The sequence below is a fragment of the Aeromonas sp. V90_14 genome (assembly GCF_029967615.1).
Taxonomy (GTDB): Bacteria; Pseudomonadota; Gammaproteobacteria; order Enterobacterales; family Aeromonadaceae; genus Aeromonas; species Aeromonas hydrophila.
This window is the reverse complement of record NZ_JASCAS010000049.1, coordinates 1-13,286: the sequence shown is the minus strand read 5'-3', so window position 1 is coordinate 13,286 and position 13,286 is coordinate 1. Positions and strand designations below refer to the sequence as shown.

Genomic DNA, 13,286 nt, shown 5'->3' with positions numbered 1-13,286 from the left:
CGGTTTTGTTTTCAGTTCTCCTGCCCGCTGGCGGGGGGCGTCGGGGCGCTTCCCATCACCCGATACCAGTCCAGCTTGCGGGTCAGCACCATGACCAGCGCCAGGATGGTGAACAGCAGCAGGGCGCCGAGCAGCAGGGCTATCTCCTCGGCCTGCAGCAAGCCGAACAGGATGGCGTAGACCAGCCCGAGCAGGGCCGCGAAGCCGAGCCCCTGTTTGGGGCCACCCAGCACATGGCTGAGGTAGAAGCCGTTGAGGGCCACGCTGGCCAGGGCGGCAATCAGATAGGCCCAGGCAAAGCCGAGGTGTTCGGTCAGGGCCAGCAGCACCAGATAGAAGATGGCCAGCCCCATGCCCACCAGCGCGTACTGGATCGGGTGCACCCGTAGCCCCTTGAGCAGCTCGAACATGAAGAAGCTGAGGAAGGTGAGGCCGATGAACAGCAGCGCATACTTGGCGGCCCGCTCGTTCTGCTGGTAGTGATCCACCGGCTGCACCAGGCTGACGCTGAAGGCGGGCAGATCACCGCTGGCACCCTTCATCATCCGGTTGAAGCGGCTCTCCATGTCGGTGGCAAACCAGCTGCTCTGCCAACTGGCCTCGAAACCGCTGGCGTTAAGGGTGCGGCTGCCCGGCAGAAAGTCACCGATGAAGTTGGGGTGGGGCCAGTTGCTGGCGAGGTTGAGCCTGCTGTCCTGGCCGAGGGGCACCACTTCCAGCTGGTTCATCCCCTGCAGATCCAGCTCGATATGAAAGGCACCGTCTTCCCCCGGCAGGGTGGCAAGCGGTGCATGGATGCCGGCCAGCCCGTCACCCAGCAGGGCGCCGGGAGCAAACGGAATGCGCTGCTCCCCCAGTTGCAGCTCAGGCACCCGGTTGATGCCGCGGGCATCGGATAGCACCAGGCTCAGATAGGGTTTGCCTGCCACCAGGGCGGGATCGGCACCATCGACAGTCAGATCCGGTTCGCCGCTGATCAGGGTTTTACCGTTCAGTTCGGCAGGCAGTCGCCCGGAGAGGGAGAGCCGGGTGTGATAGACCTGGGCCTGGTAGATGCCGAGCTTGCGCGGGGTCACCTCCATGCTGGCCTGCACATCCAGCTGTTCCGGCAGCAGGTAGCGATAGAGCTGCAGCTTGCGCTCGAAGCGCTTGCCATCCTGCTCCACCGTGACGGTGCGGGTATAAGGCTGCACCACGACCGGCCCCAGCAGTCGCTGCGGGCCGCTGCTGCTGGCCATGATGCTGTGGATGGCCTGGCTGCGATAGGCCTGGCGCTCCCGGTTCAGCTCCATGATGGATTGCACCGGCACCATCAGCAGCAGGCTGAGCAACAGCAGCAGAAAGATCTTGTGGCTGAATATCTGTTTGACCATGACACGTCTCCTTGTTGATGGCGCCGAGTGTGACGGTCGTGGGTGAAGGGGAGATGGGGTTGTGTGAAGCGGGGGTGAAGGGAGATAAAAAAACCGGCGGCTGGCGCCGGTCTGGGTATTACAGGGTTTTCAGTTTGGCCGGCAGGGCGGCCAGCACCTCTTCCTTGGCCTTGAGCGAGGCGAACTGTTTGCCGGGTTTCTGCACCACGGTATGGACGAAGATGAGCTGTTTGCCCGGCTTGCTGGCCCAGCCGACGAACCAGCCGATCTGCTGCTCCCGGTTGAGGCTGCCATCCAGCTTCTTCGGGTAGCCCATGCCGGTCTTGCCGTGGATCTGCCAGCCATCGATCTCGCTCACCTTGAGGATATTGGCAGTGTACTGCAGGGTCTGCGCCGACACCGGCAGCTTGCCGCTCACCATCTTGCCGAGGAAGCGGGCCTGCTCCTGTGGGCTGATGGCAAGGCTGGAACTGAGCCAAGCCTGGGTCAGGCCGTCGTGCTTGCCAGGATTGCCGGAGAGATCCCGGTTGCCGTAGTCAAAACGGTCGACGTACTGCTGGAAGCGCTCCATCCCCAGCCATTCGGTGATCTGCTGGGAGAACCAGACCACCGAGTAGGTTTCCCAGCGGCGCGGGGTGGTGGTCTCCCGCCAGGCGGGCAGCCAGTCGTCGTAACCGGGTTTGAAGGGCAGTGCCGGGTGATCTTCGTCCACCAGAAAGCCGCTGTCGTAGCCCATCAGTGCCAGCGGGATCTTGAAGGTGGACGCGGGTGGCAGCTGGCTTGAACAATCCCCTTCGCTGGAGAGGGTCTGGCCGTTGCCGTCGGCATAGAGAAAGCAGCCGGTGGCGGCGCTGGCCGGCAGCGAGAACAGCAGGCCTGCGCCGAGCAGGCCGGATAACAGAAGGCGGGACATGGGGTCTCCTTGAGCACATTGAGTTCGCCGGGAAAACATCAGCATAGCGCCGCTTTATGTGGCCAGTGTGAAGTGTCAGCCCGCCGGCAACCAAAGCTCGGCCAGCACTCCGCCGTCAGGCTGGTTGGCGAGGGTCAACCGGCCACCGTGCTGGCGCGCCACCTCGGTGGCGAAGCTGAGCCCGAGGCCGCTGCTCTTGCCCTTGTCGGGTCTGGGCAGCGAATAGAAGCGCTCGAAGATACGCGGCAGGGCGTAGTCTGGAATGCCGGGCCCCTGATCCCGCACCCGGAAGCAGTAGCCTCCCTCCTCCATGGCCCCGCTCAGCGCCAGGGTACCGCCGATGGGAGAGAAGTCGAGGGCGTTGTCCAGCAGGTTGCCGAGCGCCTGTTCCACCAGCAGCGAGTCCCACTTCTGTTTCTGGGCCTCGCCGAGTTCGGCCACCAGCGTCACCTGACGGCGCTGGGCCAGGATCTGGCGAGCATCGAGCACCCGTCTGCCCAGCCTGGCCGGCTCGACGGCCTGCCTGTCCAGCCCCTGCCCCGACTCCAGTTTGGCCAGCTGCAGCATGCGTTCGATCAGCTGCTGCATGCGGGCCGTCTCCAGATTGATGTTGCCGATAAAACGGGTTGCCACCTCGGGTGGCGGTGCCTCGGCCAGGATCTCCCCTGCCCCGCGAATGGCGGCCAGCGGGCTCTTGAGTTCGTGGGTCAGGCTGTGCACATAGGCTTCGATGTAGGCCTTGCCGTCCAGCTGGCGACGCATGGTTTCCAGGGAGCGGCCGAGCCGATCCAGTTCCGGGCTGTAGAGGCGCGGCAGGCTGGCGGGCTGACCCTGGCTGACCGCATCGGCGTAGTGCACCAGCTTGCCGATGGCGCGGTTGAGCCACCACACCAGCAGGGCGCCGATCAGCAGCGAGATGAACAGCAGCAGAGCCGCCCCCTGCAGCAGCTGGTGTTCGCTGCGCTCTATCATGGGCAGCAAAGTGCGGTTCGGCTTGGCGACGGTGAGGGAGCCGAGGATGTCGTCCCCCTCCCGCAGTGGCGCGGCCACGTGCATCACCGAACTGGCTGGATCGTCGGGGTCGCTGCGGGTGCTGCGGGCGCCGTATTCGCCGCGCAGGGTGCGATAGACGTCGTTCCAGCGCGAGTAGTCCTTGCCCAGATCCACCCCGTCCGAGTCGTACACCACCTTGCCCCAGCGATCGACCACATAGATGCGGTACTCCGCCTGCTGTTTGAGGTGGCCGTCGATCAGGGCGTTGATGGGGCTCTGGTTGAGGCGGGCGAAGGCGCTGGCCAGCCGGCCATCCGCCATCTTGCCTTCCTGCAGGTCATCCAGCGCCAGCGGTGCCAGCATCTGGGCCATGTCCACCAGGGTATCTTCGGTGGCGCTGCGCACCCCGGGTTTGATCTCCTCGACGAAGATCTCCAGCACGAACCAGGCGGCCAGCGCGAAGATCAGCACCAGCCCGCACAGCAGTTGCAGCCCGATCCTCATGGTGTCCTCCGGCCGGTGTCAGGCCATCCTCTGTTCATGCCAGCTCCAGGCTGTAGCCGAGTCCGCGATGGGTCAGGATCAGGTTGGCGTGGGGATCCCGCTCCCGCAGCTTGGCGCGGATGGTCTTGATGTGGGTATCCACGGTGCGCTCCAGGCTCTCCTCCGCCCCGCTCCACACCAGATCCATCAGCTGCTGGCGGGAGTAGACCCGGCCCGGCGCCTGCATCAGGGTCTTGAGCAGCAGGTATTCGTAACGGGTAAGCGCCAGCGGCTGGCCGTGAAAGCTGATGCGGGCCCGCTCCTCGTCCAGCGCCAGCAACTGGCTCGGTGGGGGCGTGGCCGGCTGGCTGCGGCGCAGGATGACCCGCACCCGGGCGCACACCTCCCGCGGCGAGAAGGGCTTGGCCACATAGTCGTCGGCCCCGATCTCCAGACCGATCAGCCGGTCTATCTCCTCGCTGCGGGCGGTGAGAAACATCAGCGGGGTATCGCACAGTGCCCGAACCTGCTTACACAACTCGAAACCGCTGATATCCGGCAGCCCCACATCCAGGATCAGAAAGTCGGGACGCGTCTGTTCCAGTCGTGCCAGCAGCGGTTGGCCGAGGGAAAACCACTCCACCTCGAAACCGTCGGTCTGCAGCGCGTAAATCAAGGTGTCGGCGATGCTGGCTTCATCTTCCACCAGCCAGATGGTTCGTTTTTGCATGGCATCCTCGTCGCAAATCAGCTGCCCCATTCTGGCATCGAACCAAATCGGATCCTATTTGCCGTTTGATTTTTTCATAAAAGGTATTAATATTTCGCCATTCTTTCGAATCGAAACTTAAAGATGACCAAACGTAATACTCAGCAGCGCCGTCACACCATAGTGAGCCTGGTGCAGGAGCAGGGTGAAGTGAGCGTCGATGCCCTGGCCAAACACTTCGCCACCTCCGAAGTGACCATCCGCAAAGATCTGGCGGTGCTGGAGACCGGTGGCCTGCTGCTGCGCCGTTACGGCGGTGCCGTTCCCCTGCCCTCCGAGATGGTGGTGGAGAGCAATCCCGAGCAAGTTTCGAAACGAAAGCTGGCGATCGCCCGTGCCGCCGCCGAACGGATCCGTGATCACAATCGCGTCATCATCGACAGCGGCAGTACCACCAGCGCCATGATCCCCATGCTGGGCAACAAGCGCGGCCTCATCGTGATGACCAACTCCCTCAACGTGGCCGGCGCCCTGCGCGAACTGGAGAACGAACCCACCCTGCTGATGACCGGCGGCACCTGGGATCCCCACTCCGAATCCTTCCAGGGGCAGGTGGCGGAGCAGGTGCTGCGCTCCTATGACTTCGACCAGCTGTTCATCGGCGCCGACGGCATCGATCCGGAACGCGGTACCACCACCTTCAACGAGCTGGTGGGCCTCTCCCGGGTCATGGCCGAAGTGTCGCGGGAGGTCATCGTCATGGTGGAGTCGGAGAAGATCGGCCGCAAGATCCCCAATCTCGAACTGCCCTGGTCCGGTATCCATACCCTGGTGACCGACGAGGGGCTGGCCAGTGCGGCCAGAGAACAGATCCAGGCCAGGGGGATCCAGCTGATTTGCGCCCCCGTGGCCGTTTGACCTGAACAAACCATTATCCAACCGAATTAACGTCTTACGTCTCAAGGAGAAGTGTATGTGTGGCATCGTCGGGGCCGTCGCCCAACGTGATGTGGCTGAAATCCTGGTAGAGGGCCTGCGCCGTCTGGAATACCGTGGCTACGATTCGGCCGGTGTCGCCGTGTTCAGCGCCAACCAGCCGCTGCAGCGGGTGCGTCGTCTGGGCAAGGTGGCCGAGCTGGCCAAGGCGCTGGAAGAGCAGTCCGTCCACGGTGGTACCGGCATTGCCCACACCCGTTGGGCTACCCATGGCGAGCCGTCCGAGCGCAACGCTCACCCCCACGTCTCCGAGCATATCGTGGTGGTGCACAACGGCATCATCGAGAACCACGAAGAGCTGCGTGAAGAGCTCAAGGCGCTGGGCTATGTGTTCAGCTCCGACACCGATACCGAGGTGATCGCCCACCTGGTGCACCACGAGCTGAAATCCGCCCCCAGCCTGCTGGCGGCCATGCAGGTAGCGGTGAAGCAGCTGCGCGGCGCCTACGGTACCGTGGTGATGGACAGCCGTGACGACAGTCGCGTGGTGGTGGCCCGCTCCGGCTCCCCGCTGGTGATCGGCCGCGGCATCGGTGAGAACTTCATCGCCTCCGACCAGATGGCACTGCTGCCGGTGACCCGCCGCTTCATCTTCCTGGAAGAGGGTGACGTGGCCGAAGTGACCCGCCGCGACGTGCACATCTTCGATACCCACGGCGAGTCCGTGGTGCGCGAGGAGCTGGAGTCCGAGCTCTCCCACGATGCCGGTGACAAGGGTGAGTACCGCCACTACATGCTCAAGGAGATCTACGAGCAGCCCAAGGCCATCACCAATACCCTGGAAGGTCGTCTGGGTTCGGATCACGTGGTAGTCGAGTCGTTCGGCAACGGCGCCCGCGCCATCTTCGACAAGGTCGAGCACGTCCAGATCGTCGCCTGCGGCACCTCCTACAACTCCGGCATGGTGGCGCGCTACTGGTTTGAAGAGATCGCCGGCGTCTCCTGCGACGTGGAGATCGCCTCCGAGTTCCGCTACCGCAAGTCGGTTGTGCGCCCCAACAGCCTGCTGGTGACCCTCTCCCAGAGCGGCGAGACCGCCGACACTCTGGCCGCCCTGCGACTGGCCAAGGAGTCCGGCTACATGAGCTCGCTGGCCATCTGCAACGTGCCGGGCTCCTCCCTGGTGCGTGAATCGGATCTGGCCTTTATGACCCGCGCGGGGGCAGAAATTGGGGTGGCCTCCACCAAGGCGTTCACCACCCAGCTGGCTGGTCTGCTGATGCTGGTGGCCTCGGTCGGTCACTGCCGCGGCAACCTGAGTGCCGCCGCCGAGGCCGAGCTGGTCAAGGCGCTGCAAGCCTTGCCGCTGCGCATCAAGGAGAGCCTGGCGCTGGCCAAGGATATCGAAGCCCTAGCCGAAGAGTTTGCCGACAAGCATCACAGCCTGTTCCTCGGTCGTGGCAGCCAGTACCCCATCGCCATGGAAGGGGCATTGAAGCTCAAAGAGATCTCCTACATCCACGCCGAGGCCTATGCCGCCGGTGAGCTCAAGCACGGCCCGCTGGCGCTGATCGATGCCGAGATGCCCATCATCGTCGTGGCGCCAAACAACGATCTGCTGGAGAAGCTCAAGTCCAACGTGGAAGAGGTGCGTGCCCGTGGCGGTATCCTCTACGTGTTCGCCGATGCCGATGCCGGCTTCAAGAGCGACGAGACCATGCGGGTGATGAGCCTGAACCACGTGGAAGAGATGATCGCGCCGATCGTCTATACCGTGCCGTTGCAGCTGCTCTCCTACCACGTTGCCCTCATCAAGGGCACCGACGTGGATCAGCCGCGCAACCTGGCAAAATCCGTGACCGTGGAATAAGCCGTCGCCGGAAATGAAAAAGAGCCGCATTGCGGCTCTTTTTGTTTGTCTGGCTCGGTGGCCGTTATGACAGCCGCAGGTTGGTGATGGTCACGTCGTCCAGCGAGGGCACTATGATGCCGCTGGAGATGCTCTTGGCGATCGCCTGGTTGCGGTTCTTCGAGTCGGTCTTGTTGGTGACCTGATTGAGGTGGAAGTTCACGGTCCGCTCGCTGATGCCGAGGATGGTGGCGATCTCCCAGGAGGTCTTGCCCTCGCTGGCCCAGAACAGGCACTCCTTCTCCCTATCCGACAGCTCGGTCAGGTACTTCATCAGATCCGGCCTGCTCTTTATCAGCTGCAGCGCCGAGTTGAAGATGTAGCTGGCGCAGAACGACAGCAAGGGAACGTTTTCAAACATCAGATCGGAATTGGACTTCTCCTTGCTGATGAAGGAGAGGATGCCGTGTTCCCCCTGCGGCGTGTGCAGCGGGAAGGAGACGCCGTTTCTCACCCCGAAGTCGGCGGCCAGGTTCATCACCTCCCGGCTGGCGCTGGGCAGCCAGGGAGAGTCGCAGTCGAGCTTGTTCCAGAAGATGGGCTGGGTCTGCTTCAGTCCCAGGAAGACGACCGGATCCTGGGTCAGGTAGTGCCGCTCTGAATAGGCATCGAACCAGCTGGTGGGGCAGTTGTTGAACAACGCCACATGGGATTTCTGCATGCTGATGGGGAAAATAATCAGCAAACGGAAGTAATCAAAGCCCATCTGATGACTGAAGCGCTCCAGCTGCTGCTGGATGTCGCTGGTCTTCTTGGCCTTGGTGAACCGATCGATGTGTTCCCAGATCGCATCGTTGAACATGAACTTCTCCTTTTTCGATCTCTATCACATTGATCGAAAAGATATTTTTTATTTATTAATTTGGTGTGGTGAGAACCAACGCCAGTGACTCCCGTGCTTGCTTAAAAATTATCCTGTTTTTTCGGCCGAAGGCCAACAAAATCATCTGATTGCCACTGCCCCCACTCTTTGAGACAATGAGAATAGTTATCATTGTTAAGATTTATATCATGAATAAGTTTTGGGGTTTGGCCTTGTTGCCACTGTCAGTCCACTTCGCTGCTGGCGCCGACGAGCTGGTCGCACCGGCACTGAAAAACAGCATCGCCGCCGGGAAAGCCTCCCAGCAGCGCGTGGAAAAAGCCGCCGATGCGGCCGTTGCCGCCCGGCTGGAGCTGCAAAATGCCCAGCTGCAACTGCGTGATCTGGAAGCCTACAATCGCTACATGCAGTCTCTGGTGGCCGATCAGCAAAATGAGCTGGGCAAGCTGAGCCAGCAGTTGGAGGCGGTACAGGAGACCCGGCAGGGCCTGATCCCGCTGATGCTGCAGATGCAGGCCGATCTGGAGCAGCTGGTGCAAAACGACATGCCGCTGCGCAAGGAAGACCGCCTGGCGCGGGTTGAACAGTTGAAAACGACCCTGGCCCGCGCCGACGTGAGTGAGGCGGAGAAGTTCCGCCAGCTGCTGCAGGCCTACCAGATCGAAGCCGAATACGGCAGCCGGTTGGATAGCTACTCTACCGAGCTGGCGCTGGACGGCGCACCGCGCCGGGTCGATGTGCTGGCGGTGGGTCGGGTCTCCCTGCTGGCGATGACCGCCGATCGCTCCCAGGCGTGGCGCTGGTCTGCGCAGAGCAAGCAGTGGCAGGCTCTCGACAGCCAGTGGCTCTCTCCCATCGCCGAGGCGCTGGAGATGGCTGCCGACAAGAAGGTTCCCCAGTTGTTGAATGTCCCCCTTTCCGTCAGCCGTGGTCAGGAGGCCCAGTCATGAGCATCACCATGAAGTGGTTCTCCCTCGCCATCGCCCTCTCTCTGGGCACCACCCCTGCCGTTGCCGATGAAGCCTGGCAGCAGCAGGAGCAAGCCCGTGAACAGCAGGCCCAGCAGGACCTGGCGTCTGTCTCCAAAGAGCTGAACAGTGCCCGTGCCAAACTGGCAGCGGCCCAGAGCCTCAGCAAGCAGCTGGCGGCCGAGTTTGCCGGCAACGAAAAGCAGCTGGTGGAGCTCAATGCTCAGTGGGAGCAGGCCTCCGGCGACATGAACGAGATCTTCGCGGTGACCCGCCAGGGGGCCAGCGACGCGGTCAAGCTGCTGAGCGAATCTGCCGTCGAGGGCCAGTACCCCGAGCGCCTCGCCCCGCTCAAGGCCATGGCGCAGGAGAAGCAGGTGCCGGATCGCGCCGCCCTCGCCCTGCTGCCCGCCACCCTGCTGCAAGAGATCCGTGAATCGGGCCGGGTTGCCCAGTTCACCGGCAAGGTGCTCGATGCCCAGGGGGCTGCCAGCGAGCAGTCGCTGACCCGGGTCGGCAGCTTTGCCCTGCTGGGGAGCGCAGGCTTCCTGCAACCCACTGCCGAAGGCCTGAGCCCGGTGCTGGGTCTGCCCGGCAGCGTGCTCTCCGCCGCGGCCGCCTATCAGGGTCAGGAGGGGGAAGCGCTGCCGCTGGATCCCTCCCACGGCACCCTGTTGGCTATGTTGGCGCAAGCCCCCACCTTCTGGCAGCAAGTCCAGCAGGGCGGCCAGGTCGGCGCCATTATCGTGCTGCTGGCCGCTATTGGCCTGGGGATCGCCGGGGTACGGCTGTGGAGCCTCTCCCACGAGCTGGGTCGGGTGCGTCGCCAGCTCAAGAGCGGCGAATATCATGCCGACAACGCCCTCGGCCGGGTGCTGACGGTAGCTGACAAGCATCCCGAGCTGAGCATGGAGACCCTCGAACTGCGTCTCGACGAAGCGATCCTGCAGGAGACCCCTCGCATGGAGCGCGGCATCGGCATGGTCAAGGTGATCGCGGCCATCGCCCCCATGCTGGGCCTGCTCGGCACCGTGACCGGGATGATCGGCACCTTCCAGGCCATCACCCAGTTCGGCACCGGTGATCCCAAGATCATGGCGGGCGGCATCTCCATGGCGCTGGTCACCACGGTACAGGGTCTGGTAGCGGCTATTCCGCTGATCCTGGCCCACAGCCTGCTGCAATCCCGCTTCACCGAACTCTCCAACGTACTGGAGCAGCAGGTGGCCGGCATTCTGGCCGAGCGGGCCGAAAGCAACCGTGACGGGATGGAGCGGGCGGCATGATGCTCGACATCTGGCAACAGCTGCAGAGCTTCATGGGCCGTGGCGGCCCGGTGCTCTGGGTCATTCTGGCCCTGCTGGTGCTGATGTGGATTCTGATGATCGAGCGGCTGCTCTACCTCAACCTGGGGTTTGCCCCGCTGCAGCGCCAGCTGCTTGGCCGCTGGCAGGCCCGCAGCGAGCGCCACAGCTGGCACGCGCGGGCGATCCGCGGGCGTTGGCTGGCCGAGGCCGAGCTTGAGCTCAATCGTCATCTGATCTTCATCCGCACCCTGGTGGTGCTCTGCCCCATGCTGGGGCTGCTGGGTACCGTGACCGGCATGATAGGCGTATTCGATGCGTTGGCCGCGGCCAACCGTTTTAACCCGGAGAGCATGGCGGGCGGGATCTCCCGCGCCACCATCCCCACCATGGCTGGCATGGTGGTCGCGCTTTCCGGCGTGTTGTTACTCAGCCGGCTCGAGAGCCAGGCCAAGCGTGCGCTGGCCAAGACCCGGGACGGCCTGCGAGAAGAGAAGGTAATGCAATGAGACGGCAATCCAAACGCCAGCGTGACGAAGTGCAGATCGACATGACCCCCATGCTGGATATCGTGTTCATCATGCTGATCTTCTTTATTGTCACCACCTCCTTCGTGCGCGAAGCCGGGCTCGAGGTGCACAGGCCTCAGGCCAGTCAGGCCAAGGCGCAGAAGTCCTCCAGCATCATGCTGGCGATCGGCGCCCAGGGGCAGATCTTCCTCGACCGCAAGCAGATCGACGTGGAGCGGGTGCAGGCCAGCGTCGCCCGCCTGTTGGCGGAACAGCCCGATGCCAGCCTGGTGATCCAGGCTGACGAGCGGGTACCCCACGGCAAGGTGGTACGGGTGATGGATGAAGCCAAGGCGGCAGGCATCGCCAACATCGCCGTGGCGGTGGCACCGAAATGAAATACAAGCTGATGAGCCTGGGACTGGGGATTGCCCTCAGTCTGGGGATCCTGCTGTTCATGGCCACCCTGGTGGAGCCGCCCAGAGGGGAGAAGGCGATCGCCGAGCAGAAATCCATCGTCATCAACATGCAGAACGAGGTGACCGAGGTACAGGTGCGCGAGCGCCCGGTACCCCAGGAGCCGGAACCCTTGCCGGAGCCGCCTGCCGCTCTGGCCTCGACGCCGCTGCCTATGCCTGCGGCGGCCCCGCTGCCCTCGGTGCAGCCGAGCCTGGATCTGGTCTCCAGCCTCAGTGCGGTGCAGGTCTATGCCCCTGGCGTTGCGACCAGCCCTAGCCCGGTCGCGAGCGGCAACTTTCATGGCCAGCAACAGGGGGCCGGGATCGGTGCCGGTGACATGTTGATGCCGTTGCAGCGGATCGAGCCTGTCTATCCCTATCGGGCCCAGCAGGCCGGCATCGAAGGGTCGGTGACCTTGCGCTTCAGCGTCGATGCCGACGGCCGGGTGCAGGATGTGGAAGTGGTCGAGGCCAAGCCGAAGCGTCAGTTCGAGCGGGCAGCCATTCAGGCGATCAACAAGTGGCGCTACCAGCCGAGACCGGGCGCCACCGACAAGCTGGTGCAAGTCATCACGCTCAAATTCAAACTGGAGTCATAACTATGTTGCGGATCTGGATCTGTGTGCTGGCCCTGGTCAGCCAAGCCTGTCTGGCGATGGAAGTGAGCCCTCATTTCTCCCGCCAGCTGGAGCCCGTAATGAAGCTCTATCAGTCCGGCCAGTGGCAACAGGCCCAGAGCAAGGCATCCGGCCTCAAACCAAATAGCGATGCTGAGCGCGCCTGGCTGACCCAGTTGCAGGCGTCCCTGGCCGCCAACCTGCAGCAGACCGCGCAGGCAAGCCGCTACGTGGAGCAGGCGCTGGCCTATAAAGAGTGGCCCGAGCAGCAACAGCTGCAACTGCTGCGGCTGCGCGGTGACATCCAGGCCCAGCAATCCAACTGGGCCGGCGCCATCGCCAGCTACAAGGCCGCATTGGCCATCAAGGCTGACGATGCCTTGCGCCTGCGTCTGGCCGGCTTCTATTACCACAACAAGCAGTACGGTGAGGCGGCCAGCCAGAGTGAACAGCTGTTGAAGAAGAGCTGGCAGAAGCAGGCTGCGATCATCCGCCTTTCCGCCCTAACCGCGCTTCAGCGCTACGGGGTAGCGGCCGATCAGGCCGCAGAGCTGATCCGCCACGAGCCGACAGAGAGCAAGTGGTGGCAGCAGGCGGTGTCGCTCAACCTCTCCGCCAAGCGCGGCGATCAGGCGCTGGCACTGCTGCAAACCGCCATCGACAGGAAGTTGATGGATGATGCCGCCGCCCGCAATCAGCTGATCCGTCTTTATGCCTGGCAGGGACTGCCCTATCGCGGTGCCCGTCTGCTGGAAACGGCCATGGCGAAGGGACAGATGAAACAGAGCGCCGAGAATCAGCAACTACTGGCTCAATTGTGGGAAGGGGCGCGCGAGTGGCCGAAGGCCGTCGACAGCTGGCAGCTGCTCGCCCGCGAACATGCCCATCCCAAGGCGGCCATGCGCGCCGCCGAGCTGCTGTTGCAACAAGGCAGAATGGATGCGGCCATGACCCAGCTCGTGGCTATCAAGTCGGTGAAAGGCGAGCAAGGCAATCGCGCCAAGGCACTGTTGGTACAGGCACACCTCAATAAAGAGCAGTATGCACAGGCGCTGGAGCTGGCCCGTGAACTGCAGCAGCAGGATAACTGGCAGCAGCGGGCGACCAGCTGGGTCAACTATATCCAGGCGCAAAGCGAAGAATTGAGCAAAAAAGCGGCGTAAACGCAGGCTGAAGCCCTTGTTTCAGAGGCTTCAGCCTGCTTTTTCAGCAAACAAACGCATTTTTGCAAAAAGCCCTTGTCATCGCGGCGCGGCTCCCTATAATGCGCCCCTACCAGCACGGCGGAACA

13 protein-coding genes are annotated in these 13,286 nt (G+C 63.1%); 8 read left to right on the top strand and 5 right to left on the bottom strand.

The features are described 5' to 3' along the window. Nucleotides 1-11: 11 nt before the first annotated feature. From creD to blrA, 4 genes are all read right to left on the bottom strand, one after another. On the bottom strand, nt 12-1,373 hold the full coding sequence (gene creD, locus QLG02_RS21315; RefSeq protein WP_187269100.1) for a cell envelope integrity protein CreD: 1,362 nt from the start codon (nt 1,371-1,373) through the stop codon (nt 12-14). A gap of 118 nt (nt 1,374-1,491) precedes the next feature. Next, nucleotides 1,492-2,286, bottom strand: a complete 795-nt coding sequence (gene blaOXA, locus QLG02_RS21310; RefSeq protein WP_273765760.1) for an OXA-12 family class D beta-lactamase — start codon at nt 2,284-2,286, stop codon at nt 1,492-1,494. A gap of 75 nt (nt 2,287-2,361) precedes the next feature. Then, complete coding sequence (gene blrB, locus QLG02_RS21305; RefSeq protein ID WP_077096318.1) at nt 2,362-3,783, bottom strand: beta-lactam sensor histidine kinase BlrB; 1,422 nt, start codon at nt 3,781-3,783, stop codon at nt 2,362-2,364. Nucleotides 3,784-3,817: 34 nt separating this feature from the next. Further along, nucleotides 3,818-4,492 carry a beta-lactam response regulator transcription factor BlrA gene (blrA, locus tag QLG02_RS21300; RefSeq protein ID WP_045526001.1) on the bottom strand — a complete coding sequence of 225 codons (675 nt, stop codon included), beginning with the start codon at nt 4,490-4,492 and terminating at the stop codon, nt 3,818-3,820. Between the two features lie 123 nt (nt 4,493-4,615). On the opposite strand from blrA, the gene QLG02_RS21295 reads away from it, so the two are divergent. Both QLG02_RS21295 and glmS read left to right on the top strand, forming a co-directional pair. Continuing rightward, nucleotides 4,616-5,389, top strand: coding sequence for a DeoR family transcriptional regulator (locus tag QLG02_RS21295; RefSeq protein ID WP_017410463.1), 774 nt, complete (start codon nt 4,616-4,618; stop codon nt 5,387-5,389). A 55-nt stretch (nt 5,390-5,444) separates the two neighbouring features. Then, entirely contained in the window at nt 5,445-7,277 is a 1,833-nt protein-coding gene (glmS, locus tag QLG02_RS21290) for a glutamine--fructose-6-phosphate transaminase (isomerizing) (protein ID WP_273765753.1), read from the top strand. 64 nt (nt 7,278-7,341) lie between these two features. Here the strand turns inward: glmS and QLG02_RS21285 are convergent, their stop codons facing one another. Then, the gene (locus QLG02_RS21285; RefSeq protein WP_016352388.1) at nt 7,342-8,118 is read right to left on the bottom strand and encodes a LuxR family transcriptional regulator; all 777 of its coding nucleotides are present in this window, start codon (nt 8,116-8,118) and stop codon (nt 7,342-7,344) included. 209 nt (nt 8,119-8,327) lie between these two features. Between QLG02_RS21285 and QLG02_RS21280 the strand changes: the two genes are divergently transcribed. From QLG02_RS21280 to QLG02_RS21255, 6 genes are read left to right on the top strand one after another with little or no spacing between them, the layout of a single operon-like run. Then, nucleotides 8,328-9,089 carry a DUF3450 domain-containing protein gene (locus QLG02_RS21280; protein ID WP_274277333.1) on the top strand — a complete coding sequence of 254 codons (762 nt, stop codon included), beginning with the start codon at nt 8,328-8,330 and terminating at the stop codon, nt 9,087-9,089. Further along, on the top strand, nt 9,086-10,393 hold the full coding sequence (locus QLG02_RS21275; protein ID WP_282466063.1) for a MotA/TolQ/ExbB proton channel family protein: 1,308 nt from the start codon (nt 9,086-9,088) through the stop codon (nt 10,391-10,393). Before QLG02_RS21280 ends, QLG02_RS21275 begins: the two co-directional genes overlap by 4 nt. After that, nucleotides 10,390-10,920: a MotA/TolQ/ExbB proton channel family protein gene (locus tag QLG02_RS21270; protein ID WP_005307253.1), complete on the top strand. Its 531-nt coding sequence runs from the start codon at nt 10,390-10,392 to the stop codon at nt 10,918-10,920. The genes QLG02_RS21275 and QLG02_RS21270 overlap by 4 nt, the downstream gene beginning before the upstream one ends. Further along, nucleotides 10,917-11,318, top strand: coding sequence for a biopolymer transporter ExbD (locus QLG02_RS21265; RefSeq protein WP_011707897.1), 402 nt, complete (start codon nt 10,917-10,919; stop codon nt 11,316-11,318). Before QLG02_RS21270 ends, QLG02_RS21265 begins: the two co-directional genes overlap by 4 nt. Then, nucleotides 11,315-11,977, top strand: a complete 663-nt coding sequence (locus tag QLG02_RS21260) for an energy transducer TonB (protein WP_201905859.1) — start codon at nt 11,315-11,317, stop codon at nt 11,975-11,977. Before QLG02_RS21265 ends, QLG02_RS21260 begins: the two co-directional genes overlap by 4 nt. 2 nt (nt 11,978-11,979) lie before the next feature. Continuing rightward, complete coding sequence (locus QLG02_RS21255; RefSeq protein ID WP_282466062.1) at nt 11,980-13,158, top strand: hypothetical protein; 1,179 nt, start codon at nt 11,980-11,982, stop codon at nt 13,156-13,158. The last annotated feature ends 128 nt before the right edge of the window (nt 13,159-13,286 follow it).